Raw genomic sequence first — 25,939 nt, forward strand, 5'->3', positions numbered from 1 at the left:
TTTTTTTGTTTTTGCGCTTTGTTTGTAAGCTTTTAATTACTTAGCTTTCGTCCAAGCAAACTGTTGGAACATTTCATCAACAGGTGTTTTAGCAACATGGTTAACGTAGTTACTGATCACTTTTTGAGAGAGGCCTAGAATAATTTCTAATACTTGCTTTTGAGCATAACCAGCAGCGTAGAAAGCTTCCAATTCTGCATCCGATGCAAAACCACGGTTACGAACAATAGACAAAGTAAGATCTTGCAAAGCTTGTAGCTTAGGTGTTGGCATTGGTTGGCTATTGCGTAATGCTTCTGTCAGTGCTGGATCTACTCCCATCATATTGGCAATCGCTGTGTGCGCAGGAACACAGAAATGACATTCATGCTCAACATTGATGGTTTGCCATACCACTGTTAATTCTTCCGCATTAAAAGAAGTGTTTGTGAAAGCTTGATGCAATTGCGTGTAAGCCGTCAAAATTTCTGGTGATTCCGCCATAACGGCATAAAGACCTGGGATTTTACCCATTTGCTCAACTGCGCCTTCGAGGATTGCTTTGCTACCTTCAGGTGCTGTTTCAAGAGAGTGGAATGTAAATTCGCTCATAATTCGTATCCTTTATTTCATGATGTTAAGTATTTGTTAAAAGGTTTTTCCTTTCAATGAAGAGCAATTTATCTGGATTTGAACGTTCGTTCAAGATATATTTGAACAATCGCTCAATTATTTTTTGTCATAAGGTTATGTCATGAGTAAAAAAGCCAAGTTTGATCGCCAGCAAGTGATTGAAAACGCAACGAATCTTTACTGGGAAAAGGGGTATCACGCGACCTCTATGCGTAATTTACAAGACGCGATAGATTTGCGACCAGGAAGTATTTATGCCGAATTTGGTAGTAAAGATGGTGTTTTCAAAGCGTCATTAGAGCATTATGCTGAGCTGGGTTTAACGGAGTTGGAGAATTTACGCGTACAGTCTTCTTCGCCTGTAGAGGCTCTAAAAGATTTTATTAAACAAGTGGTTATTGACTCTCAAAATGAAGCGCCAAGCTGTATGTGTATGCTTGCCAAGACGGTTGCAGAGCTGACAGATGATCAACCTGAATTGTTAAGTGTCGCGAAAAACGCTTTAAAGTCTGTAGAGAATAAGTTCGCACAACTTATTGTAGAGGCGCAAAAGAAAGAGGAAATGGATACAAGTAAAGACCCACAAGAACTGGCGCGTTTTCTACAAATTCAAATTACCGGTTTACGTGTTTACGCTAAAACCAGTGATGATAATGGTCCGTTAGAAAAGATGATCGATGAGTTGTTTGATCATCATCCTTTCCAATAAGTCTTCTGACTCTCGTCATTTATTTGCCTTGATTTACGAGTAAAATGTTAGGAACTGATTTCTGAAGGGAGTAGAGGAAGATGAAGTTTTTGGTATTTCTAGGTACGGTTCGTAATAGCACGCCACCAAAGCCAGCACGTTTAGGAGAGAGAGTCGCTCAAGCTTGTATGCTTTGTTTGTCTGAGCGATTTTCTGATCATGATATTGAGCTGGTGGATGCGCTTGATTACCCTTTAGAAACGGTTTTTAAGCCTCAGTTTGCTTATGCAAAGGGACGCGCGCCAGACGCTTTGGACTCTTTGGCTGGGAAAATCGCAGAGGCAGATGGGTTTATTATGGTAAGCCCAGAATACAACCATTCTATGAGTCCAGCGCTCGCTAATTTATTGAATCACTTTGGTAGCTCGCTATTTTCCTATAAACCGAGTGCGATTGTGACCTATTCAGCAGGGCAGTGGGGTGGCATGCGTGCAGCAGTTGGCATGCGTACTTTTCTTTCTGAACTGGGGTGTTTATCGGTTTCCGCTATGATTCATGTACCAAAAGCTCAAGAAGTGTTTGATGAACAGGGTCAGGTACAGGAAGGCGAAGATAGAAGTGCTTGGTTTGACTATTTTGGTCGTACGTTTCATCAATTGACTTGGTGGGCACAGGCCACAAAACAGCACAAAGAGGAAGTTGATCCCTTTTCGTTGGCTAAAGAATTTGTAGCCGATCCTTCACAACGTAACGCGCCCTGATAGAAAACACCTTCATTTATTTCAATCATAAAAAAAGCGGATTAACTGATTAGTGAATCCGCTTTTTTGTTGCCTGTTAACTGACTCGATTAGAAATCGTAAGAGGCTTTTAAGTAAATACGACGGCGTTCACCGACGATGGCACCAGACTCAGTGGTAAAACCTGCAATCGCATATTCTTTGTCAAACAAGTTTTTGATGTTGGCTTGGAATTTCCAATCTTGCCATCTTGTTTGCCACGAAAGGTCATAGATTGTGTAAGGCTTGATAGTGTTTTCATCACGATCAGTTTGCTCGCTTACATAATCCATACCAAAGGCGATAGAAGAGTCAATACTAGGGAACTCATAGCGAGTCCAAAGGCCTAGTTGATTGTAAGGAGAGTTTGATAGAACTCTAAGTGCGTCATCATCATCTTTCACCTCTAAATCAGTATAGGTGTAGCTGATGTTAGCAACCCAGCGTGGTGTAATATCAGCAAGGATGTCTAACTCAAAACCTTGGCTGCGAATTTCACCAATGGCAACATTATAATCATCGTCATCAGGGTCTTCCGTTAAAACATTGTTTTTAACAATGTGGAAAAGCGCCATATTTAGATTTAATTTATTGTTTGCTAAATAAGTTCGAGCACCAACCTCAAACTGTTGGTTTTCTTCAGGGTCAAAAAGGCTACCATCTTCAGATGATAGTTGGTCCGATGCGCTTTGTGGTGTTAATCCAGTAGAGAATGATGTGTACGGCTTAAACTGAGAGCTCATGTTGTATGTAGCACCAATTCGAGCGGAATAGCCAATATCATCATAGGAAGCGTTGTCGCTGCCATCATCATTGTCTACAACATCTTCTTGAATATAGTCTAAACGTGCACCTGTAACTAAGTTGATTTTATCTGTGGCACGCCATTGCTCTTGTACGTAAATACCTACTTGATTTAGATCTGTACTTCTATCACGGTTCAGGCTCATATCATAAGCGCTTATATCATCGTCATAGCTCGGATCTGTAAGGCTTAATGCAGAAGGTGTAGAGCTTGTTCCATCCGTTGTTCCAGAATAATAAAAGAGCTCATCTTCACTGGCAAAGTGGTAGTCTGCACCGGTAACGATTGTGTGCTCTCCAAGGTCTGCAACGAAGTAAGACGCTAGATCAAAACCTTTGTAGATACGAGTTTGATCACGGTATTGACGTGTCACTGCATCATCAACCCCATCAGAATCTGTGTCGGTTAAAGCGCGTGATTGATGGTATTTCTGAGTTTCTTCTGTTTCGTAGTAACGAAATGTGAAGTTACTATCCAACCAGTCATTAATAGAGTGCTCTAAGTTGGCCTGGAAAATATCAGATTCAAATTCTTGGTAATCATCCGGTTCGTTACTGTTCCAAGATAAATCCGCTAAGAAATTTCCATCAGAATCAATAGGTACACCACGAACACGCTCGCCCAGCTGATAGAAGTGTGTGTATTGAAGTGTTAGCGTGCTGTCATCACTTAAATCCCAAGCATAGCCCAGATCAATGATTTCATTGTCTTCTTCCACATTGTTTCGATAGGAGTCTTCGCTGCTTGAGTAAATGCCAACACGATAGCGTTGTGTCCCGTCTTCATTGGCTGGACCGGAAGACTCAACACTGCCACTCAAGAAATCTTTATTTCCTGCGGCTAATTCAATCGTGTTTTCTTGCCCGTAAGTCGGCTTCTTGGTCACATAATTGATCACACCGCCAGCTTCACCTGCACCATACAGTGCTCCTGTTGGACCTTTCAGGGTCTGCACTTCTTCGATATTAAAGAGTTGAGGGATGGTAAAGGTGCGGAATGGGTCGCCTTTAACGCCATCGTAAAGCACTTGGCTTTCTTGCTCAAAACCACGCATTTTGATGATGCCATAGTTGAAATAAGAAACACCTGACATTGAGCGGAATAGGTCAGTTACTTCATTTGCAGCCTGATCTTCAATTAATTCCTGTGTAATCACTTGAACTGACTGAGGTGTTTCATCAATTGGGGTGTTTGTACGAGTACCTACACTTGCTTCATCTTCTTTGTAAAGTGTAAGAGCACGACCTTCTACTTCAATAGACAGTACATTGTCTGATGACGTTTCTGCTAAAGCGGCAGTGGAAAAAGCAAGCGCTCCGAAAGCTTGCATCATAATGAGGGATTTTTTTAAGCGCATAATAACCAATCACTGTGGGAGAAATGAAAGTGCATATTAATGATTTTGAGAATCACTTTCAATTGAAAGTGCAAGGAAATGGCATAAAATCTACAGTTTTTGTTGTAAAAGTGAGGATAAGGTCGAATAAATTATAAAATAAGCAGAAGTCTAAACAATGAAGAAAGCGTTGAGATGTTGTTAGAAGAGCGTCGCTGAGTATAAACAAGACAAAATGGCCACTAAATTCAGTTAAGTATTTAGTGGCCATTTTTTATATGAGGTGACTACTTGATGTTTCAGTTGTCTGCGTTAAGACAAATTAGTCCGTTTCGTCGTTTCGTATCTGGTTACGTCGGGATGTAGACCAGGTCTGATCTGTGACTTTAAACTTGCTGATTTTTTGCATGATGGTATCGCCGAGCTTGGTGATGTCTTTACCCACGAGCATGGATTCTTCCGTTGATAGTTGGGCTTTCTGGAAGCTTTCCCCCATAACTTCATAGGTGTTGTTGATTTCCATAAAGCTTGATTGCTGGGCGTTTATTGCTTCGGATATATCATGAACTCGTTCAGATATAGCAGTCATGGCCTTCTTAACATGATCTAGCTCTTGCGTGGCTTGAGCAACATTATCAGAGGAACTTGCGGCATTTTTTTGGCTATTATCCATCAGGTTTACAACAGATTTCGTACTCGATTGAATGCTGTTTACCATGTCGGTTACTTCATCTGTTGATTGGCGTGTTTTGGATGCCAGTGTTCTTACTTCGTCTGCAACCACAGCAAAACCTCGTCCAGCTTCACCTGCTCGTGCAGCTTCTATTGCTGCGTTTAAGGCTAATAAATTAGTTTGTTCGGCTATGCCATTGATGACATCAATAATGCCAGATATACGGTCTGTATCTTGCGTAAGCGTGTTAATGGCTGCTACCGCTTCAGATATGTTGTTAGACAAAGCTTTCATGGTCTTATTGATATCTTCCACTGCGCTGGAGCTATTATCAACTACTTGGTTACCGCTGGTGGCAGCGCCATGTATCTGTTCAAGTTTGTCGTTTACAAGTTTGGCTGCTTCATTTGTTTCATTAAGCTGTTTATTGATTTCATCTGAAAAGGATTTCTGCTCTTGAGATGCTTTGGAAATTTTTTCATTCACATTCGCGATGTCTTGAGAAATAGGGATAAGGCGAACAACTGAGTTCAATATGGCGGAAAAAGTCTCGTCAATATTTCCAATAAAGGTATTGATGCCATTAGCAAGAGCAGCTGTTTCGTCTTTACCTTTAACGTCCAAGCGTTGGGTTAAGTCGCCTTCACCTTCGCCTATTCCGTGTACAGTCGTTATGACTTGATTGATAGGACGAGTGATAATATAAGCCAATCCCCAGCCTAGTAAACCACCCAAGACTAAAAATCCTGCAACAAAGTATAAGATCTGAGATGAAAGCCTTTTCTCAAGCAGCTTGACCTCTCTGAAGGCTTCCTCTTGTGTGATTTCACTCATGATTGCCCAATCTAAACCTAAGATTTTTAGTGGTTTATAGGCAGAAAGCACCATTTGGTTATGGGCATTATTATAAGAAGCGACCCCTGATTTCCCACCTAGAGCGCTTTGAACGCCTTGCGTATCAACTGTCAGTAAGCCAATGGTGTTGTCTTTAGTATCAAGTGTTTGAATCTTTTGAGCGGATACACCAGATTTAGTCAGCACGTCCAAGTATTCTTGCTTATTTTCTATTAGCCCTCGCGCATTGCTGCGCATGGTTTTATCTGAGCCAACCAAATAGGTTTCACCTGTTTCACCAAGGCCGCTATTTAGCCAATCATTATGGTGGTTCATAACATTGTTGATTTTATCTACTGGCATTTGGAAAATCATTACGCCTATTTTTTTGCCTCCATCGAATATAGGGGACGATATAAAAGAGGCTGAGCCATTATAAGACGGCTGATAAGGTGCGAAGTCAGTTAAAAAGGTTTGGTCTTTATCGGTTGCTGTTAAAGCCTTTTTATATGCTTCTCCAATCCCTGAATTTGCGTAAGGCCCGTTTTTTAAGGAGGTAGCGAAGTCCAATTCCTTAAACACACTGTAGACAATATGACCTGTCTCTGCATCCACAAGGAAAATATCGTAATACCCAAAAAGCTGCTGATATTGCGTTATGGAAGGGTGAAATTTTGCATGCAAGCGAGAATAGTCATTATCTAATTTGGTATCGATTAGCTTATGCTTTTCTCCGAGAGGGTTTTGATTGCCACTGATATATAAAGACTGCATGACCCAAGCTGATTTTCCTGCTTCTTGATACAGATTGTCAGGTGACGATGTTTTCCCACCATTCAATGATTGGTACTGCTTATCGAACTGGTTTCGATAGAAACCCAATAACTCTTGTTTGGTATTGGCTAATTCACTGTCTGGTGTTTGATTTACATATTCATGGAAGGCTGGTGCGAAGCTTTTCATTGCTTCAATAATCATCAGATTACTGGAATAAGTGATGAGTTGGTCATTAATGAAATTTAAATAATCTTGAATGTTAACTGAGGTGACATCTCTTAAGGCAACCAGTTTATTGCGAGCGTCTGCTTCTATTATGGTGGAGGCGTCTTTTATAGCAGCATTTTTGATTAATAGACTTATTATTAATGCAGGGATAAACGCGAGAACAGTCCCTAATAATATAAGGCGCATTTTTATGCTGATATTCATCTTTGCGGCTCCTAGAAGATAAATTTACATGTTTTGTAACACTGATTTTTTTATAAGAAACTGAGTTATATCATTAATTTAGCCGTTATTTGAGATATGTCTAGTATTCCTTTGTTGGCCGACTGTAAAAAAAGCCTTTTAATGCGTTATGTCATAACTTTTTGTTTTATATCCAGATTTAAATTTAGGTGGCACAGATCCTTGACGTTTTATTCGTCTGGTTATGCCATTTGGAATGGATTATTTTAAAAAGGGCAGGGAGCAACAAAGGCTAGCCACGCTTGAGTAAACGGATGACGAAACTCTAATCGATAAGCATGAAGTAAAAGGCGTGATTCATTAGTATATTGATCATCGTAAAACTCATCGCCAATGATGCCATGACCAAGGCTTTGCATGTGGACACGAAGTTGGTGTGATCGTCCTGTGAATGGAGTGAGACGAACGCGAGTTGTTTGTCCTTCGTAGGCCATTTTCTCCCAGAAAGTGATGGAGTCTTTGCTCCATTCATCGGTACAAACGATCTGTCTTGGTCGATTTGGCCAATCACATCTTAGAGGTTTTCGTACTTGTCCTGTGTCGCCTTTGAGGTGACCGCGCAACAAGGCGCGGTACTCTTTTTTGACTTCTCGTTCACGAAAATGCGCATACATGCGTTTCTGGCATTCATGGGTTTTCGCGACAAGAATCAAGCCGGAAGTAGCTTCATCAAGGCGATGTATTGCGAATGCTTCCCCAAACAAACACTCTGCTCGATGCAAGATAGAATCGAGCTTGTCTGGCCCACGACCGGGTACAGACAAGCAGTTGGCTGGTTTGTTAATAACTGCAAACCAGTCATCTTCGTAGAGTATGTCTAATGTTGCTTGTTTGTTTAGGGTTGCTTGCTCGTCTCGCACGGAGTTTTATTCCGGCTTAGTGGTTAAAATAATACGGATGGCATCGAGGCGAATTTGGTGTTCATCAATTCGTACCAAGCCTTCCTGCATATTGTTTTCCAACAACTCAATGTCCTCATCACGAATCGCGCTGTTAAAGGATTTCAATTCGATCAGACGATCAATTTCATTCTGACAGCGATGTTGATAAGACGTTTTAGCCGCTTGAACGATTGGGCGAGCTTGATCTTGAGCATTTAACTGATGAGCTTGTAATACTTCAATCAAGTTTTTACGCAAAGCAGCGACCCATTGTTCAGCCACTCGGTTTGGCACACCTTTGAGTTTTTCAGCCCATTTATCCGCCGTGAATTGCTGGTGGAGGAATTTGCCGTTGGAGTCAGACAGCTGCCACATTGGCGTCATTGGCAGTGATTGGGCCAGCTTCAGACGCGGATGCGCTGTTGCTTCAATAACAAACATACTTTCAACCAATACTGTTCCTTCTGGAAGAGCTGAGATCGGAAGGATTGCAGAAGTCAGTTTGCCAGAATCAAAGCCTTGAACTTCGTCCATCAGCATAGCGATAAGAGGGTGCTCCCAAGTAGCGAAAGCAACGTTCTCACGTTGACTCGCTTGGCGACGATCCAGCATTAACATCTTGCCTTCTTCTTCGATACCCGGAAGCGCTTCTAGCATCATGTCGGTAGAAGGGCGTAAGAACCATGCGGCTTTTTCTGGTGTGTCGTCCATGCATTCTGCATAAATATTGAATGCGTGAGTGACTTGTTCGATGTAATGATGCAAACCTTTGGTTGCTTGGTGATTAATCTGGTCGATTAAATCTCGCGCCTGTTCAGGTCGGCACGAACTCATTTCAAGTAATCGATTTCGGCCTTCTTCCATTTGCTTCAACAGGGCTTCATGGTAAACGCGGGCTTCGTTGAGTAAGTCTGCGTCGTCATCTTGTCCATGAAGGTAAGCATGTAAGCTGTCACCAAATGCTTCTTCTACTTTATCGCCAGAACCTGTAGTGCGACAAAAAGCATTTAAAGCGTGGTGATACCAGTTGAACAGACGCTCTTGCACGCTTTCTTTAATGAAAGGTACGTGAATTTGTACGTCGTTTAATTGTCCTAGGCGATCCAAGCGCCCAATTCGTTGCTCTAATAAATCTGGGTGCTCAGGTAAATCGTACATAACGATATGATGGCTGAATTGGAAGTTTCGGCCTTCACTGCCAATTTCTGAGCAAACCAATACTTGTGCACCGTCTTCATCGGCAAAATAAGCTGCGGCTCTGTCACGGTGAATCAAAGGCATTTGTTCGTGGAAGTCGGCGCTTTGGAAGCCAGCAAAAGTTAACTGATCATTTAGCCACTGTGCCATATCGGCGGTATGACAAATTACCAGTACTTTATCTGCTTGGCATTCTAGGAACTCTTTTAACCATGACCAGCGAGGGTCTTTTTCCCATAAGCCATCTGCCACGTCTGTTTCTGGCTGAATATGGTGGCTTGCCGAAGCAAAAAACTCATTGTTTTCTAGAGGGTAAGAATGCAAGTATCGATTAGGGAAGCCGCCAACTGCCGCTCGCGTGTTACGGAACATTTCACGGCCTGTACCGTGGCGATCAATCAGCCAACTAATGGCTTCTTGAGCCGCTTGTGCAAGGTCTTTGTTCGAGCTATCAGTTAGAGCAATAAACCAATCTTTGGCTTTTACTTCATCCAAATAGTCAGCGAATAAACTTTGCCAATCAAGCGGTTTAGAAAGGCTTTCTTCTTGCGTGAATGGCAATAGGGCTTCTGCTAGTTCGGCTGCTTGCTTGAATTCTTGCTGTTGAGCTAAATAACGATCGAAATCGTGATAATGGTCAGCATCTAAAAGCTGCAAACGAGAGAAGTGTTCTCGTTCACCTGTCTGTTCTGGAGTCGCGCTTAATAGTAAAAGTGATTCTGTTTGAGCGGCGAGACGGGCTACAACTTGGTAGCCAATACTTGGTGTTTCTGGGTGCCATGCTAGGTGATGAGCTTCATCCACAATAACCATGTCCCATTCGGCATCCAGCATGTGCTGAGTGGCTTTCGGGTGTTGGCTTGCCCAATCGATAGGCGCAATTACAAAAGGCTGCTGCTCGAATGGGTTGTCGTCACCTTCCATGAAATCTTCGTATACGGATTCATTGATAAGAGAGAAAGGCTGATGGAATCGGCGCAGCATCTCAACCAACCATTGGTGTTGCAAGTTGGTCGGTGTCAAAATCAGAACGCGTTTACACAAGCCGTTCAACAGGCGCTGATGCAAAATCAAACCCGCTTCTAGCGTTTTACCCATACCAACTTCATCACATAAAAGCGCGCGTGCTTTAGGACGGTTGGCAATTTCATGGGCAAGATAGATTTGGTGAGGTAAAAGCTCGGCTTTTAAGCCCATTAAGCCACGAACTTGTGAAGCGGCATTTTCAGCTTGATGTTCTAAAGTGTGGCGACGAAGGTCAAACCACATACGGCGTGCAGGAGATAAAGCCAATAGCGAATCTAGCTCGTTTTTGTCGTTACGTGGGAATTGAATTAAAGACTCTTCTAGCCAATCTTCGTCATCGCTAATGCGGTATTCAATAAGGTCATCAACGTCTTCTACTTCTAGGACAGTATAAGTTTCGCCTTGAAAATGGAGTTGGTCGCCAACGGTCAATGTGCGACGAACAAGGCTAGTTTGGTCGTATGAATATAAACGATCGGTTTCTGCATCAGGGAAGTGCAAGGTAAAAGATTTGTTTTGTTTGTCTACTATCATGCCTACGCCGAGATCAGGCTCGTTGCGGCTGCTCCATCTTTGTCCAGTTTGATACATGGTTATGCTTTGTCCGATTCAATTAAAGTTAAGCTACCTTGGCACAAGTCTGTCAGTATGACTTTTTGTTCTGGCCAAGTACGTTCAATGACAGCAAGATCAATAATAATGTCGTCACTGTATGTTTTGTTGGTGATTTCTATGTCACTTTGTTCTAGCCAATATTCAACCTTACCTAACAAAGGATAGGTTATTTTCAGTTGAACAGGGCTACGTGGGTAAACACTTTCATAAATTGTTTGCGAAAGAGCTTCTTGCACCGCTTGACTGTAAGCCCTTACTAATCCGCCAGCCCCAAGTTTGATGCCACCAAAAAAGCGCGTTACCACAACCGTTGTTTCGCCAAAATCGGAATGTTGTAAAACATTCAACATGGGTTTTCCTGCCGTTCCTTTTGGCTCACCATCATCACTTTGATCCCATAAATGCGCATTGTTTGGCGCACCAGCAATAAATGCCCAACAATTATGATTAGCGTCTGGGTATTTGCTTTTCATTTCATCAATGAAGGCTTTAGCCGCAGCACGACCTTTTGTTCGGCTTACCGTTGTAAGGAACTGGCTGTTTTTTATTTCTAGATCAAAGCGTTGCGTGTGTGTTGGGCTTAGGTAGTAATCCATGTAAACTTGCTTAACGGTTGTTTTCTCTATAAAAAATAGCGAGTTTTAATTTATATGGCAGATTGGCTTTCACAATCAGTTTGGGTGTTATCGGGCTTTTGCATTGGCACGATTCTTATTTCTGGCGTTGCTGCCGTTATTGTACAGGCTATGCGTCGTCAGTGGCAGCAGGCAGAAGAAAAAATGCAGCAACAAAATGAGGAATTACTGCGTCTTTTAGAACAATCGAAAGATCAAATTCATTATTTGGAGAAAGAGTCTCTGACGTTAGAGCAACAATTCGCCGCCGCGCAAAATGTATGGCAGGAAAAAGAAGCTTTTTATCGTGAGCAGAAAAAACAAAATGAGACAGAGTTTAAGCAACTAGCTCATGAAATTATGACCCAACAAGGTCAGCAGCTGGCGAAAGAAAACGAGCGTCAACTTGGAACCTTGTTAACGCCTTTGGGTTCACAAATTCAGAAATTCCAAGAAAGCGTTGAAAAGAGTTATCAAGAGGAAGCCCGAGAACGCTTCTCCTTGGTAAAAGAGATTAAGGGCTTACAGCAACTTAACCAGAAAATTAGTGATGATGCGGTGAGTTTAACGCATGCGCTCAAAGGCCAAAACAAGTTACAAGGTGGTTGGGGCGAAGTGATTTTAGAGCGTATTTTAGAGCGCTCAGGATTAGAAAAAGGCCGTGAATATCAAATCCAAACGTCTTATCAAACAGAAGAGGGCCGTCGTTTACAACCCGATATTGTGATCCATCTTCCAGAAGGCAAGCAAATTATTGTTGATTCGAAAATGGTCTTAATCAGTTACCTTTCTTACATGGAAGCGGAAACGGATGAAGACAGAAATCGAGCGTTGAAACTGCATTTAGACGCGATACGCCGTCATATGAAAGATTTAAGTTCCAAGTCTTACCATGATTTACCCGGTGTGACCTCATTGGATTTTGTGCTTCTCTTTATTCCAATCGAAGCGGCGTTTGGCCTAGCGTTACAAGCGGATAACGGTTTGTTCAGTGAAGCCTTTGAACACAACATTATTATTGTTGGACCATCGAATTTATTGGCGACATTGCGAACCATTCAGAATATTTGGCGAAATGAAAAACAAAGCCAAAACGCCATTGAAATCGCTCGCCAAGCAGGTGCCATGTATGACAAGTTTTCTGGCTTTGTTCAAGATATGGATGACATTGGCAATAAACTAGAAGCGGTAAGTCGCAGTCATGATTCGGCGTTGAAAAAATTGACAGTAGGACGCGGCAATCTTGTGTCGCGAGCTGAGAAGCTCAAGCTGATGGGAGCAAAAACCAGTAAAGCTTTGCCAACAGAATATTTGAATGATGGCTCTGCGGAAGAATAAGGCAGGGTTTTACTGAAGCGAAAATGAAAAAGCACCTTCTTGAATCATGTTGAATTGATCCATAAAGGTGCTTTTTTGTGATGATTAGCCAGCAACGGCGGCAATGCATTCCACTTCAACACGAGCGCCTAGAGCAAGGCCGCTACCAGCAAAAGCGCTTCGAGCTGGGTAGTTTTCAGAAAAATATTCTTTGTATACGGTATTAAAAACACCCCATTCTTTTATGTCTGCAAGCATTACGGTGCATTTTACGACATCACTCATGCTGTATCCGTGGTTTTCTAGGGACGCTTTAATATTATCCATGGTTTGAATGGATTCTGCTTTAATCCCGCCTGGAGCCAGCTTTCCAGTTTTGGAATCCAAGCCAATTTGCCCAGATAAATAGATGGTATTTCCTACTCTGACGCCTTCTGAAAAAGGGTATCCCTTAGATTTATAAAAGTCGTTGCTTAGAAATTCTATTTCTGAACTGGCAAGTGCTTGAGCGCTCAAAACGGACGAAAGTACGCCAACCGTTAGAATATTTAAAAGTTTCGCTTTCATTTGCATTCCCTCATTGTTGATGTCGTTTTATATAAGCAAGACTTATACCAGACACTTTTGAAGAAGAGCGTTACCAAAAGGGGAAGCTGATTTGTTCAACAATGAAAAGTGATTTAAACAGAAAGTACTTTAACTATTAAATCGCCACAAAACAGTGGCTGTTTGAATGTATTTTGCTGTTTGTAAATCCAACAAAATACCGGCCGTTAGTCGTTTTAAATCGGCTCCTTCGGGAGCTTTCTCAGAGTGAGCAATGATTTCTAGATTTAAATGGTTGTTCAAATAGTGCAATCGGGTGTTTGGAATATCCACATAGCTTGTATGTTGACGTAACAAGAAACCTAAGTCCGCCAATATTTGGTGGCGCGCTGGCAATTTAAGTAAAGGTGGCTTTTCTGATGTGGATTCTTGGATAAAACTGTCTGTTTGGATTTTTTCATCCGTGTCTATGTGAACCATCACATCTTCAACTTGAGGATGTGCTTGCTTAATAGTGTAAGCTACTAAATCACCAAGATAGTGGCCTTCACTGACACTGGCATGGCTAGGTACATGAATGTGCATATCGAGATAAATTTTGCCCGCCATAGACCTAGCTCTCATATCATGAGGTGCCATGACGTGTTTTAAACTGTTGGCTGTCTCCTTGATTTGCTCCATCAGTTTTGGGTCTGGTGCCGTATCGACTAATTCTGCGAGGTTTTCCCAAACCATGCTGACAGCCATTTTACCAATTAATAAAGCCACCGCGATGGAAGCAATCATATCAGCCCAAGTGTAGCCAAAATAAACGCCAACTAAGCCAATCAGTACTGCAATAGAAGACAGTGCATCGCTGCGGCTATGCCAAGCATTTGCAACGAGCATTTTGCTGCCAATTTGATCACCCGCTTTTTTCGTGTAATGAAAAATGGCTTCTTTTACTATGATGGTAAGCAATAGAGCGGCTAAGCCATACCAAGTAAATTGTGCTTGTACGCCGTCTGTTTGTGCTCCGATGGATTCATAAGCAATGCCAATGGCCACAATGATTAAAACCATGCCTAAAAAGACAGTAGTGAGCGTTTCAAAGCGAAGGTGGCCGTAAGGGTGATTCTCGTCAGGACCTTGGCGAGAGTTCGCCGATGCAAAGTAAACAAATACGTCGGTAACTAAATCAGATAATGAGTGAATACCGTCAGCCATGAGTGCTTGAGATTGGGAAAAATAACCAGCAAAGATTTTAGCGAAGCCTAAAATGGCGTCCCAAATTGCACCAACGAGAGTTACGCGTTTTGCTATGTCTTGTTCTTGCTTAAGTTTTGACATTTATCCACTCAGTAATGCTAAAAAAGCTTAATGGCTCATAGTGTTTGTTGTGTAAATATTGTGGCACTTAGGAGACATTACCGCTGTTATTGGCTTAGAGAATGTTCTCCCCAAGCTTATCCACGACATCTGTGGAAAAGCTTTCTGTCTCTTTTTGATCAGTCGATTTCGAACCACTGGCAATAAGAAGCAAAGAAATCTCTCATCGTTAGCGACATGATAGAAAAGTTTGCATCCATGTCGGACAAACCACCGCCTTGGGAATCATTGAAAGCGGCTTCTTTTAGCGCATCATCAAACTTTATTTTGCGCAAGGTTAAGTCTTCATGAAGCACAAAACTCAGCTTGTCTGTCCAGCGAAGGGCCAGATTTTTAACCGCCATGCCTTGTTCTAGGTGGCGTGTCACGTCTTCTGATAGTGGCTCTAATGCTTTAAAGCGAATAGTGGCTTTGTCTTCAGAAGCGTCTTGAATTTCACATTCAGCGCCTGTTTCTAAACTGGCTGGAACTTCGTTTTTAATGAGCCAATCTGTCATCACAGAAGCAGGAGAAACTTGTGCTTGCAGTGGTGTCATTGGGAAACTGCCAAGAGTCGTTTGCAGGTGCTTGAAAAGCAGTTCAGTCATTCCAGCATTGGTGCTGTTGAGAACCAATATTTTTGCTTGTAAATCAATGTATGCCCAGATATCGGTGCGTTTTGAGAAAGCTTTGGGACGTAATGTGAAAACCAATTCGTCCTTCATATCAGATTGTTCTTTTCGGCCAACTTTTCGGCCTTCGATTAATTCGATTTCAGCAACCTTGGCTTCTAGTTCTTCTCGAACCACTGAACTTGGTAAAACTTTTTCTTCTTTGCCTGCACGAAATAATAGACAGCGATCACTGGCGAGACTCCATTGTTCACTGTTGCGAATAAGAGGCATCCAGCCGAAAGAGAACTCATCTTGTGATCCACATTCTTTCAAAGGAAACTCTGGGATTTTTTTGATCAGTTCGTTTGTATCGAGTGATTCTGTGTCTTTTAATTGGAAGATCTGGGCATTCTTGAACCACATAGTTAGTCTCTCACGGCTTCTTTAAAGTGTTTACGGCAAACAGATAGATAGCGATCATTGCCGCCAATTTCTACTTGTGCGCCTTCCTTAACGGGAATTCCTTGCTCATTCATTCGGATAACCATTGTTGCTTTGCTGCCACAATGACATACGGTTTTTAGTTCAATCAATTTATCAGACCAAGCGAGAAGGGCTTGGCTGCCTTCAAATAGTTCGCCTTGGAAATCGGTGCGAATACCAAATGCGAGAACAGGAATATGCAGGTTATCAACAATTTCGGACAAATCGTAAACCTGTTCTTTGCTTAAAAACTGAGCTTCATCGATAAGAATGCAGCTGAGTGCATTGCTTTCGTTTCTGCTTTTTACTAATTCAGGAATGTTGGTGCTTTTATCAAACAAGCTGGCTTCTGCAGAAATACCAATTCGTGAGGCAATTTTGCCTGTTTCAAAACGGTCATCAATAGAAGCGGTTAATAATAAAACGTCCATGCCTCGCTCTTGGTAGTTATGAGCGGATTGCAATAACACAGTCGATTTTCCTGCGTTCATTGCAGAATAGTAATAGTACAGTTTAGCCATATTTGGTCTGTTTATTTCGGTTGCTTGATAAATTGGCTGGTTAGTATATCAAATCACTATTCTGTGTGGGATTTTTTCATGTCCAGCGCCTTGTTATTAGCGAAGTGCTGAATGCTCTTGATAGGCGGTGTGTTTGCTTAGTCTTTTTTAGCGGATTTCATGGTTTTGCTTATTTGCTGAGTCAGCCATTCTACGCGTTTGATTCCCTGTTTTTCACATAAGAAATCCAGATGTTCGAGGGTATTTTGATCAATGACTAATTCGAGTCTTTTTAGGCCTTGAGCTTTTTCTTTTTCTCGTTGCGCGCGTTTGTTAATTTTTAATTGTTCTTTTCGGCTCAGCATGTGAGTGCGAGGACGGCCAGGTGTTTTGCCAAATATGTCGATTGTGTTTCGATCTGAGGATGCTTTTGCCATAGTTATATGAAATTCGTATAGATGAGAAGGGCGATAGATTTGATTGAAAATAGCGAAAAGCCGCCTAATGGGGCTTTTCGCTATTGAGCTTACTTCTGTGCTGTTTTGTTTGCCGCTTGTTGTTCGGCCATTTGATTGGTTGCAATGAAATCAAGCAAGATTTCAGACGCTTCTTTTGCGTAAGTATCTTCTTCAACAGGTTCAATATCATCGACTGATGTTAGGAGCTCTAAACCAAGCGCTTCACGTCGAGCGTTTTCGCGGTCAAGTTCTCTTTGGGTGCTTTCTTCTCTTTGCTGAAGGCGAACGCTTTCTTTCAAGGATAAGTTTTTATAGATTTCGATTTGAGTTTTGAACTCATCAATCTGATCATTTATCGCAATAAAGTTTGGGTCTTCCGCCATTCTCGCTTGATGGCGAGGTTCTAGAATAGGCAAGTAAGCAGGAATATTCCAATAAACAGGGTAGCGTGTTTCATGGATTTTATCCCAAGGAAGAGGGTTATCTAAGGCGCTTTCACCCACTTCTTCTTTATCAATAAGGGAAGGGAATAATATGTCTGGCATAACGCCTTTATGCTGTGTGCTTTCTCCAGATATACGGTAGAACTTGGCTTGTGTGGCTTTCAGTTGACCTTTGTCTACTTCCTGTAGAACTTGCACTGTGCCTTTACCAAATGTTTGGTCACCAAGAATCAGGGCGCGACCATAATCTTGCAGCGCACCAGCAACAATCTCGGAAGCAGAAGCACTCATGCGGTTAACTAAGACAGCCATAGGACCGCTGTAAGTTATGCTTGGATCGGAATCACCTAAAGGCGTTACTCGGCCGCTTTGGTCTCGTATTTGCACAACGGGGCCAGACGGTATGAATAACCCTGCAAGAGAGTTAGCTTCTTGTAATGAGCCACCGCCGTTGTTTCTCAGGTCAAGAATCAGCGCAACAATGTCTTCTTTGCGTAATTCTTCAATGAGTTTCTTGGTGTCTCTCGTTGAGCTTTTATAGTCTTTATCACCAGCTTGAATCGCTTCAAAGTCAGAATAAAAAGTTGGCAGACTAATGACGCCTACTTTGTAGGTTTCTCCATCACGCTCTACTTCAACGATTTCTTTCTGTGCGGATTGGTCTTCAAGCTTTACTTTTTTGCGGACAATACTGATCAGTTTGCTGTTCTGTGTGTCGCCTTTACTTGGTGTGACTTCAAGGATAACTGTGGTATCTCGCTCTCCTCGAATCATATCGACAACGTCATCAAGGCGCATGCCAACAACGTCAATCATTGGCTCGCCTTCTTGTCCGACAGCTACAATTCGGTCGTTAGGAGAAAGCTCACTTTGAGTTGCTGCAGGGCCACCAGGAACAAGTCGAACAACTTTGGTGTAGTCATCGTCCATTTGTAAAACAGCACCAATGCCTTCAAGTGACAAGCTCATATTAATATTGAAAGTTTCCGATGCACGAGGCGCAAAGTAACTAGTGTGAGGATCTAAAGCTGCTGTTACAGAGTTAGCAAAGGTTTGAAAGATATCAATCGCGTTGGTTTGGTCAACTTGTTTAAGCTGATTCTTGTAGCGACGTTCAATGGTTGAGATGATTTTTTCTTCATCTTCTCCATTAAGCTTAAGAACCAAAGCGCGGTTTTTAATACGCTTGCGCCAGTAGTCATCAAGTTGCTCTTCTGTTTTTGCCCATTCTTGGGTTTCTGGGTCGCCATTTAACGTTTCGTCTATTTCATAATCGAAGCTTTTTACCATTTCTGGCAAGTTCTCTTGAAGATCAAGTAGGCGCTTTTCAAGACGTTTTAAGAAAAGATTATAGATGACGTAAGCGACTCTCGTGTCGCCGTTTCTTAGGGCATCATCGAAGCTGTATTTGTAGCGGGACAGAGTTTCTATGTCGTTTTTCAGGAAAAAACTTTTTGTCGGATCGAGTGAATCAATGTAGTAATCAAAGGCTTTCGCTGAAATAGTATCATCGATCTGCGGTCTGTTATAATGAATGCTTTCTAGCATCTCAACGAGTTCTTTTGAGACTTGGTCATATTCATGAGGTGGTTGTAATTCCTCATAAGCAGACACAGAATTAGAAGCAAAGGCGTAGCCAGTTAAAAGGCAAAGCAAAAAGCGTTTATAATTCATCCAGTATGGGTTCTCTTTGTCTATTTAATACGTCATTAGTAAAATCATATTAGACACTGGGCTGGAAGGCTAGCCAAAGTGTTAAAAAGTCACTTTTTTACAGCATTTCGCTAAATAGGAATTTATGGAACATTTAACTTTTAATGATGAGTTATTGTCATTTTTACAAGCCTCTCCAACGCCGTTTCATGCAACTGACAGTATGCGTAGTGCTTTGTTATCAGAAGGCTTTGTTGAATTATTTGAAGAAGATGACTGGGTGATCGAAGAGGGTGGTCGCTATTTTGTTACTCGAAACGAGTCTTCGTTAGTTGCTTTTACAACACCGCAACTTAATTTCAGCCAAACTGGTTGGCGAATGGTGGGCGCTCACACTGACAGTCCTTGTTTGAAACTTAAGCCAAATGCACAAGTTGATCGCTTTGGTTACCACCAATTAGGCGTTGAGGTTTATGGTGGTGTGTTATTGCACACTTGGCTGGATCGCGACTTATCCATTGCCGGTCGTATTACACTGAAAACAAAATCAGGGGATATTGTGAGTCGTCTGGTTGATTTTAAAGAGCCAATTGCAGTGGTGCCTAACCTTGCTATTCACTTGAATCGAGGTGTGAACGATGGCTTTTCAGTGAACCCACAAGAAGAAATTTTGCCTATTCTATGTGGTGCTGAAAACGAATTTGATCTTCATCAACTGCTAAAAAAACAATTGGAAAGTCAGTATCCGGAACTGGCTATTGATACTCTTTTGGATTTTGAATTGAGTCTATATGACACGCAACCTGCCGCTTTAGTTGGGTTACACAAAGAGTATATTTGCTCAGCACGTTTAGATAATTTACTGAGCTGTTTCGTCGGTTTGAAAGCCTTATTGGCGGCACCAGATGTTCGTCCTAGTTTGCTGATTTGTACTGACCATGAAGAGATAGGTAGCTTGTCTGCATGCGGTGCCAATGGTCCATTTTTAGACGATGTTTTACGACGTTTGTCTCCAAACCCTGAGCAATATGTTCAAGCGATGCAGCGCTCTATGTTGGTGTCTGCTGATAATGCCCACGCTTTGCACCCAAATTACGCGAATAAGCATGATAAACATCATGCTCCGGCTATTAATAAAGGTGCGGTAATAAAAGTAAATGCAAATCAGCGTTATGCGACGAACAGTGAAACGGCGAGTATTTATCGTGACGTCGCAGCGGAAGAAAATTATGACGTACAATGCTTTGTTGTGCGTAGCGATATGGCTTGCGGTAGTACGATTGGTCCGATTACTTCTGGTGAAATAGGGGTTCCAACCATCGACATTGGTTTGCCAACATTCGGGATGCATTCAATTCGTGAATTGGCCGGCAGCCAAGATGCTTATGGTTTGTATAAAGTATTGGCTCGCTTTAATCAGCGTGACAAGTTGATCACACGTTGATTATTTGAGTTTTAGACATAAAAAAGCCGCAGTAAAGAATAAGCTGATCATTCTGTACTGCGGCTTTTTTGTAGATAAAAAACTAATTAGATTTTAACAACTAACCATTTATCCAATTCTTTGATTTTCTCTTCTGTCAGATCACCTGTTGCTTCTAACAAGCTCAACTTAGTTAAGATAAAGTTGTATCTGTATTGCTCATAAGTATTTTGAGCATCGTAAAGGTTTGATTGCGCATCTAGCAATTCGACTAGGTTACGTGTTCCAACATCGTAACCCGCTTTGGTTGCTTCCAAGGCGCTTGTACGAGAGCGAATCAATTGCTGCTGTGCTGAAATTTGAGCCACTGATGTTTGTAAATCCAAGTACAAACTACGGATGTTCAACTCGATTGCTTGTAAAGAACTGGCTCTTTGCTCAATCGCAGATTCCGCTTCAGCCGATGCTTGACGAACTGATGCATTGATGGAACCACCGCTGTAAAGCGGAACGCTAACGCCTAATGCGATAGAAGCCGCATTGGTTACGCCATCAAGGTAAGATGTCGATACAATATCGTAATCATTGTCTGTACGAGACAAAGACCCTGTAATCGCAACAGTTGGTGTGCGGCCGTTGGCTTTTTGGATACTGATATTGTTTTCTGCACTTTCAACAGAAAGGCTCAATATACGCAATTCTTTATTGTCACGACGAGCTTTTGAAATTAGAGAATCGACCGTCATATTTGGATCGACGCTAATCGGATAGTCTTTAGACAGTTGTGGAATGCTCGTAAGCTCTTTACCTGTTCTTTGGTAAAGCGCTTTTTGTGCGTAGGAAACATCGGATCGAGCGCTAAGTTCTGTCACGCGCACCGCATCGTATTCTGCTTGAGCATCTTGTAGATCGGTTACAGACGCTAGACCCACTTCGTATTGTTTTTTCACTCTGTCTAACTGGCTTGCTGTACTTTTCACCAATGCTTCAGTTGTTTGCAGTGAGGATTGTGCGATAAGTAAGTTGAAGTATTCGTTTAGCGTGGTTAGAGCCAAGTCTTCTTCGGAGTTACTGAAACTCACTCCTGCGCTTTCTGATCCTAACTCGACAGCATCAACAGCATAATCCAAGGCAGGTGAGTAAATAGGGTAATCAAGTGATAAAGCCAGAGTATTAGATAGATCACCGTAAGCGACAGATGGGCTATCTACTTCATCGTATCCAAGTTCGGCACTAAAACTGATGCTCGGGTACAGGCTGCCTTTGGCAACTGAAACGCTTTCTCTTTGGGCTTTGTAAGTGGCTGCTGCGGCTCTTAAACCTGGGTCATTTTGTTTAGCAAGTTTGTATACTTCGTAAATGCTTTCTGCATGAAGTGTTGCACTGCTCAACGCAGTTGCTGCTATCAGTGATGGTATAATATGCTTTTTCATAGATCTCTGTGGGCTCGTAGTATGAAATATAGTTATAATAGTACCTCAAGTTTTTTACTTGCGGCAGTGCCGTTCTTGCTATATCTATTATGACTGTTGACCATATCATAACGGAATACTTTAAATAGGCTCGAATGTGGAAAATTAATGCAAGTAAAGCGCCGATTTAACCTATTCCACTTCTAATTGTTCAATTTTATTTTGTAGTGAAGAGTTTTCTCACTATTCGCTTCAATCTTTCCTGAAAGTTTTAAACTATTTGCTGATGTTTGATTTACTTCATCGCCTTCTATAATCGTTAAAATACCATTGGTATTTTGTTCAATAGAATAGTTCTGCGCTTGATTTGAGTGATTAATGATGGTCGCTTCCCACGTTTGTGTGCTTGGGTATTTTTTAGACGAAGCATTTATTAAAGTTAAATGACCTGTTAAATCTTGGCTTTTATTTGTAGTAATGCTTGTCGAGTGACCCGCTCTTACTGTTTCTAATGTCACTGTATTTGCAGGAATCAACAGCTTATCTTTTTTCCAAAATATCTTGTATTGTCCCGGTAAACCGTCTTGCTCAAATGTGAAGTTAATCTGATGCTCAAAGTTTAGCTTAATCTCTCCTGTGCTGTGGTTATGAGTATAAATATTAGCCACTTGTTTTTGGTTGCTTATTTTACTTTTACTGCTTGGTAAAGCGTAAAGCAGATTTGAATAGGGGGGCAATGTTAGGTTATTTGTCTTGAGAGGAAAGAGAATCTCGTTGTCCTGATAAGTGACAGCAGCCGGTTGCAGAATCCATTGCTAAGCTCGCTCTCTCAACTTTCAAAAATTGTGGTGATTCTGTACGAGAATAATGCAAAATACTGTCTTCAAGTGTGATTTTTGAGTCAGAGCGATTCTGTAACATAGCTTGCTGAGATACTGAAACAGAGCCATTTTCTAGCACTAGGTTAAGTTGTGGCGACCATGAAAGTTGATTGCTCTGATAGCTGATAGGAAACGTCGCGCTACTGGTGCCTTCTTTTTCTGAATCTTGCTCATTAGGAATCAAATAGAAATCACTTAAAGGCAAGGTGGTTAATTTGCCATTAATGCTGATAGAAAATGAAAGGGTATTTTGTTCCAGTTTCACCAGCCTTCCGGTGTAACTTAAATCTCTCTGTTTATGTTCAATTCTGACTTTTTTGCCTATTTCATTCAGCCAATTCCCATATGCACCCGATTGAGGATAAATAATAGGCGAAAAGTTTTCTTGTAAAGGAAGTAATGTCCCTTCATTTGGCGTTAAGCTGATGGTTTGATTGTTTTCTATAATTTGGCTGTTATCTAATCCAATAACAGCGCTAATAGGAGCAGATAGCAAGGGCGATGCGACCAATAAACCAATAACTCCGAAATAAACTTGAGACTGTTTCATTAAATAGATTCCTTTTGTTTTGCTATCCACAACACTAATTATCGTGCTGAGCCTTTCCACATGTTAACCTAATAATTCAACGAGACAATCAGTGAATCAAGAAAAGAAAAGGGTTTGGCGTGGATAAAAAATTACTCATTATTGACGGTATGAATTTGATTCGACGACTTTATGCGGCGTTGGATGCTGAGCCTGATTTGTCTCGTCGAGTTGAGCGAACACAAAGTATTGCGATTGATGCTTTAGCAAAACTGACGACACAATTTAAGCCGTCATATGTGGTTGTGGTCTTTGATTCCAATGGCAAAACATGGCGACATGAAGTGTACCCAGAATACAAACTGGGGCGAGTGCCGATGGACGATCAATTATTAGAGTCTTTGTCAGAGTTCGCGAAGGTGTTTCGTTTTAACGGTTTGCATTGCTTGAGATTAGATGGCTGGGAAGCGGATGACTTAATTGCCACCTTGGCGGTCAAAGCGTCTCAAAATCACATTAAGTCGTACATTGTCTCGACCGATAAAGGTTTTACTCAATTGCTAGGTGATGAGCAGATTTATCAATATGATTACTTTGCAAAGTTAGGTTATGACAAGGCTTGGGTTCCCGGAAAATATGGGGTAGAACCCGATCAGCTTGTTGATTACTGGGCACTGGTTGGTGACACAACAAACCGTATTCCAGGTGTAAAAGGCATTGGGCCAAAAACAGCCATGGGCATCATCGAAGATTTTCCGACGATAGAAGATATTTACGCCAATTTATCTTCTTTCCCTGAGCGAATTCAGAACATGCTATCAGGCGGCCGTGAGCAATGCCTTTTGTCCCGCTCTTTGGTGGCTCTCAAAACAGATGTCAATATTGGCGTTCGCCTCTCACAGCTTCGCTATTTTCCAAAAGCTACTGTATGAAAACTTCCTAAAATAACTTCTTAATGTCATTGATTGTGGTTTTTAAGGTTTCAAACTCAACATGAATCACGCCAAAGAGCTGATCAATCACCTTTGTGGCTTCTTGAAAAAGTGTGTCTGGGCTTTGTTGGCTTAACTGCGATTGTTGAATATCTCGCTTAATTTTTTGGGTAAAGTCAGTTAGGTGCTTATAGGTATCTGCAGGCAGCGGCGTTGTTAAGTTCTTACAGTGCTCTTCTATTTTTTCAATAGTGAATAAGAGTTGTAGTTTTTTATCTGGCGTCATTTCTTGCTTTGAAGCCACTTGAACGGACAAGGCTCTTATTTGGCCTAGAGATTCTGTAAGCTCTGGTAAGGTTTTTATAAGCTGCTGAGCAGGGGTTCGGACTTCAATATTGTGATTTGAGGTTAGAGAAAACTCGTCAGACATGTCCCATAGAGCGTCCAGTAAGCGAGCAATGATGCCGGAATGAATGCGGAAGCTTTCTGCGCTGTCTATCGCATTGTTATTGAGTAATCGTTGCCATTGTTTAAAAGGGTAGTGTGCGCTCAAATTCTCTGGGTACGAATGGTTTTTTTCGAACTTGAGTAAGTCTGTATAATACTGATCAATACTGGATTCTAGTGTGGTTAGCTTTTCTTTAAATTCCAGTTTTCCATTTAAAAAGCCAGAATGCATTCCTCTATGTTGTTGAGTTAATTTTATTAGCTCTATATAAACCGAAACGCCTAGAATACCATGAATAGAGCGTTCTTTATCGGCTTTTTGAGACCAAATGAGTCGTCCTAAAGCCAAGGCAATAATGGTCAGGCAAGCAATAACAAACACACTAATCAGCATCATAATTCCATTTCCTTTTGCTCTAGTCGAGAAGACAACCACTCCATGTATTTCACCATGTCTTTGGTGTCTTTACTTGCTTGATTGTGCTGCTCGCTTACCATAACGATATTTTGTAAACGCTCGCACATATTTGTGTTTTCACGACCAAATTCAGTAATTATTTGAGTTGAATGATCTATTTCTTCTTTTGTGGATTGTGCTGCCTTGTGAATGGAAACAAGCGACTCTGTCGCTGTATCAGACCCAGAACTTGCACTGGTTGCGAGCTCAATTAGCTTTAAGCTGGTTTGCTCGGATGTTTTCACTTGTGAGGCAATAGAAGCGACTAAACGGCCAATATCTTGAGCGGCATTGTCGGTATTTTCTGCAAGCGATCTTACTTCATTGGCAACCACTGCAAAGCCTCGGCCTGCATCGCCAGCTCTGGCTGCTTCTATTGCCGCATTGAGTGACAGTAAGTTGATTTGTGAAGTTATCTGCTCAATTGTGCTAACAAAATCGCTGATGTCTTGTGCGGTTTGAATTAATTGAGTCATTTGTGTTTGGTTATGGGAAACACTGGTTTGTATGGCATGTACTTGTTCTTTTAAATCTTCTAATGCGGTTTGTCCTTCTTCAGACTGTTGGCTTGTTAAATTTGCCATTTCCGATGTTAATTCAATTCTTGAAAGGATGTTCTTGATGGTTTCACTCATTTCTTGGCTTGTTAAAACCAATGCATCTAATGCGAGGTGTTCTTTTTGTGCGCCTTCAGCAACAACATTTGACGAGTTTTGTAGCTCGGTTGCTGTGTAGCGAGTTTCTTGAGCGCAGCTTTGCAATAAATGTTCTTTCCTGTTGAGAGTTCTCAGTAGCGTATTTATATGATTAGCGAGTTTATTAAACTCTTGATCGTTGTAAGTTAAGTTTACAACATCGGTATTCTCGAAGTTTTTTAAATGTTGGGTGAGCTCATTTATACGGCGTCTGGTGAGTTCGCTGGATGACATAGCAAAATAGACGAGTAAAGCGGTTGCTAGTGAAATAGCTACTTCTGAGCGAACAAAGAAATCAGAAATAAAAACGGCTGAGATAGTCAGTGCACCTAAAAGTACGACAATGATTAGGCGTGCATAATAGGGCAGCGAGGCTATTAATATGGTTCCTGGCGTTAGTAGCATAGCGATTCCTTTAAATTATTAATTAGCACTCTTGCAGAGTTTAGTAAGGCTATTCGTGCTTAATATCTTTTTATATGTAACAACAGGGT

22 protein-coding genes are annotated in these 25,939 nt (G+C 41.6%); 5 read left to right on the forward strand and 17 right to left on the reverse strand.

The features are described 5' to 3' along the window. Positions 1 to 36 precede the first annotated feature (36 nt). Entirely contained in the window at positions 37 to 591 is a 555-nt protein-coding gene (locus tag AC0L46_RS13975) for a carboxymuconolactone decarboxylase family protein (protein WP_473504432.1), read from the reverse strand. A 142-nt stretch (positions 592 to 733) separates the two neighbouring features. Here AC0L46_RS13975 and AC0L46_RS13980 point away from each other — a divergent pair, with 142 nt between their 5' ends. Further along, positions 734 to 1,321, forward strand: coding sequence for a TetR/AcrR family transcriptional regulator (locus tag AC0L46_RS13980; RefSeq protein ID WP_473504434.1), 588 nt, complete (start codon positions 734 to 736; stop codon positions 1,319 to 1,321). A gap of 80 nt (positions 1,322 to 1,401) precedes the next feature. Then, entirely contained in the window at positions 1,402 to 2,061 is a 660-nt protein-coding gene (locus AC0L46_RS13985; RefSeq protein WP_473504436.1) for an NADPH-dependent FMN reductase, read from the forward strand. A gap of 89 nt (positions 2,062 to 2,150) precedes the next feature. On the opposite strand, the gene AC0L46_RS13990 is transcribed toward AC0L46_RS13985, so the two are convergent. The 5 genes from AC0L46_RS13990 to AC0L46_RS14010 form a co-directional block, all read right to left on the reverse strand. Continuing rightward, complete coding sequence (locus AC0L46_RS13990) at positions 2,151 to 4,217, reverse strand: TonB-dependent siderophore receptor (RefSeq protein WP_473504438.1); 2,067 nt, start codon at positions 4,215 to 4,217, stop codon at positions 2,151 to 2,153. 325 nt (positions 4,218 to 4,542) lie between these two features. Continuing rightward, on the reverse strand, positions 4,543 to 6,936 hold the full coding sequence (locus tag AC0L46_RS13995) for a methyl-accepting chemotaxis protein (protein WP_473504440.1): 2,394 nt from the start codon (positions 6,934 to 6,936) through the stop codon (positions 4,543 to 4,545). Positions 6,937 to 7,181: 245 nt separating this feature from the next. Beyond that, positions 7,182 to 7,835: an RluA family pseudouridine synthase gene (locus tag AC0L46_RS14000; RefSeq protein WP_473504442.1), complete on the reverse strand. Its 654-nt coding sequence runs from the start codon at positions 7,833 to 7,835 to the stop codon at positions 7,182 to 7,184. A gap of 6 nt (positions 7,836 to 7,841) precedes the next feature. Further along, positions 7,842 to 10,613 carry an RNA polymerase-associated protein RapA gene (rapA, locus tag AC0L46_RS14005; protein ID WP_473504444.1) on the reverse strand — a complete coding sequence of 924 codons (2,772 nt, stop codon included), beginning with the start codon at positions 10,611 to 10,613 and terminating at the stop codon, positions 7,842 to 7,844. Positions 10,614 to 10,672: 59 nt separating this feature from the next. Beyond that, positions 10,673 to 11,290 carry a YigZ family protein gene (locus tag AC0L46_RS14010; RefSeq protein WP_414680151.1) on the reverse strand — a complete coding sequence of 206 codons (618 nt, stop codon included), beginning with the start codon at positions 11,288 to 11,290 and terminating at the stop codon, positions 10,673 to 10,675. A gap of 54 nt (positions 11,291 to 11,344) precedes the next feature. Here AC0L46_RS14010 and AC0L46_RS14015 point away from each other — a divergent pair, with 54 nt between their 5' ends. Beyond that, positions 11,345 to 12,646 carry a DNA recombination protein RmuC gene (locus tag AC0L46_RS14015; RefSeq protein ID WP_473504447.1) on the forward strand — a complete coding sequence of 434 codons (1,302 nt, stop codon included), beginning with the start codon at positions 11,345 to 11,347 and terminating at the stop codon, positions 12,644 to 12,646. An 84-nt stretch (positions 12,647 to 12,730) separates the two neighbouring features. On the opposite strand, the gene AC0L46_RS14020 is transcribed toward AC0L46_RS14015, so the two are convergent. The 6 genes from AC0L46_RS14020 to AC0L46_RS14045 all read right to left on the reverse strand — a co-directional run bounded on the left by AC0L46_RS14020 (position 12,731) and on the right by AC0L46_RS14045 (position 18,690). Beyond that, positions 12,731 to 13,192, reverse strand: a complete 462-nt coding sequence (locus AC0L46_RS14020; RefSeq protein WP_414680149.1) for a RidA family protein — start codon at positions 13,190 to 13,192, stop codon at positions 12,731 to 12,733. 129 nt (positions 13,193 to 13,321) lie between these two features. Beyond that, the gene (locus AC0L46_RS14025) at positions 13,322 to 14,500 is read right to left on the reverse strand and encodes a cation diffusion facilitator family transporter (RefSeq protein WP_473504449.1); all 1,179 of its coding nucleotides are present in this window, start codon (positions 14,498 to 14,500) and stop codon (positions 13,322 to 13,324) included. Positions 14,501 to 14,658: 158 nt separating this feature from the next. Beyond that, positions 14,659 to 15,555 carry a recombination-associated protein RdgC gene (locus AC0L46_RS14030; RefSeq protein ID WP_473504451.1) on the reverse strand — a complete coding sequence of 299 codons (897 nt, stop codon included), beginning with the start codon at positions 15,553 to 15,555 and terminating at the stop codon, positions 14,659 to 14,661. 2 nt (positions 15,556 to 15,557) lie between these two features. After that, positions 15,558 to 16,136: a thymidine kinase gene (locus AC0L46_RS14035; RefSeq protein ID WP_414680146.1), complete on the reverse strand. Its 579-nt coding sequence runs from the start codon at positions 16,134 to 16,136 to the stop codon at positions 15,558 to 15,560. A gap of 137 nt (positions 16,137 to 16,273) precedes the next feature. Beyond that, positions 16,274 to 16,552 carry a LexA regulated protein gene (gene ybfE / locus AC0L46_RS14040; RefSeq protein WP_473504453.1) on the reverse strand — a complete coding sequence of 93 codons (279 nt, stop codon included), beginning with the start codon at positions 16,550 to 16,552 and terminating at the stop codon, positions 16,274 to 16,276. 89 nt (positions 16,553 to 16,641) lie between these two features. Beyond that, positions 16,642 to 18,690, reverse strand: coding sequence for a carboxy terminal-processing peptidase (locus tag AC0L46_RS14045; protein WP_473504455.1), 2,049 nt, complete (start codon positions 18,688 to 18,690; stop codon positions 16,642 to 16,644). Positions 18,691 to 18,814: 124 nt separating this feature from the next. Between AC0L46_RS14045 and AC0L46_RS14050 the strand changes: the two genes are divergently transcribed. Continuing rightward, on the forward strand, positions 18,815 to 20,113 hold the full coding sequence (locus AC0L46_RS14050) for a M18 family aminopeptidase (protein ID WP_473504457.1): 1,299 nt from the start codon (positions 18,815 to 18,817) through the stop codon (positions 20,111 to 20,113). An 86-nt stretch (positions 20,114 to 20,199) separates the two neighbouring features. Here AC0L46_RS14050 and AC0L46_RS14055 read toward each other — a convergent pair whose 3' ends face one another. The 3 genes from AC0L46_RS14055 to AC0L46_RS14065 all read right to left on the reverse strand — a co-directional run bounded on the left by AC0L46_RS14055 (position 20,200) and on the right by AC0L46_RS14065 (position 22,935). Then, positions 20,200 to 21,525 carry a TolC family outer membrane protein gene (locus AC0L46_RS14055; RefSeq protein ID WP_414680142.1) on the reverse strand — a complete coding sequence of 442 codons (1,326 nt, stop codon included), beginning with the start codon at positions 21,523 to 21,525 and terminating at the stop codon, positions 20,200 to 20,202. A gap of 182 nt (positions 21,526 to 21,707) precedes the next feature. Next, positions 21,708 to 22,172: a hypothetical protein gene (locus AC0L46_RS14060; RefSeq protein WP_473504459.1), complete on the reverse strand. Its 465-nt coding sequence runs from the start codon at positions 22,170 to 22,172 to the stop codon at positions 21,708 to 21,710. Positions 22,173 to 22,248: 76 nt separating this feature from the next. Beyond that, positions 22,249 to 22,935 carry a hypothetical protein gene (locus AC0L46_RS14065; RefSeq protein ID WP_473504461.1) on the reverse strand — a complete coding sequence of 229 codons (687 nt, stop codon included), beginning with the start codon at positions 22,933 to 22,935 and terminating at the stop codon, positions 22,249 to 22,251. 119 nt (positions 22,936 to 23,054) lie between these two features. On the opposite strand from AC0L46_RS14065, the gene xni reads away from it, so the two are divergent. Then, positions 23,055 to 23,846: a flap endonuclease Xni gene (gene xni / locus AC0L46_RS14070; RefSeq protein WP_473504462.1), complete on the forward strand. Its 792-nt coding sequence runs from the start codon at positions 23,055 to 23,057 to the stop codon at positions 23,844 to 23,846. 7 nt (positions 23,847 to 23,853) lie between these two features. On the opposite strand, the gene AC0L46_RS14075 is transcribed toward xni, so the two are convergent. Together AC0L46_RS14075 and AC0L46_RS14080 are read right to left on the reverse strand one after the other, a co-directional pair. Further along, positions 23,854 to 24,690 carry a nitrate- and nitrite sensing domain-containing protein gene (locus tag AC0L46_RS14075; protein WP_473504463.1) on the reverse strand — a complete coding sequence of 279 codons (837 nt, stop codon included), beginning with the start codon at positions 24,688 to 24,690 and terminating at the stop codon, positions 23,854 to 23,856. Then, on the reverse strand, positions 24,687 to 25,850 hold the full coding sequence (locus AC0L46_RS14080) for a methyl-accepting chemotaxis protein (RefSeq protein WP_473504465.1): 1,164 nt from the start codon (positions 25,848 to 25,850) through the stop codon (positions 24,687 to 24,689). The genes AC0L46_RS14075 and AC0L46_RS14080 overlap by 4 nt, the downstream gene beginning before the upstream one ends. Positions 25,851 to 25,939 lie beyond the last annotated feature (89 nt).

This window comes from Marinomonas sp. 15G6-16, from assembly GCF_055809555.1.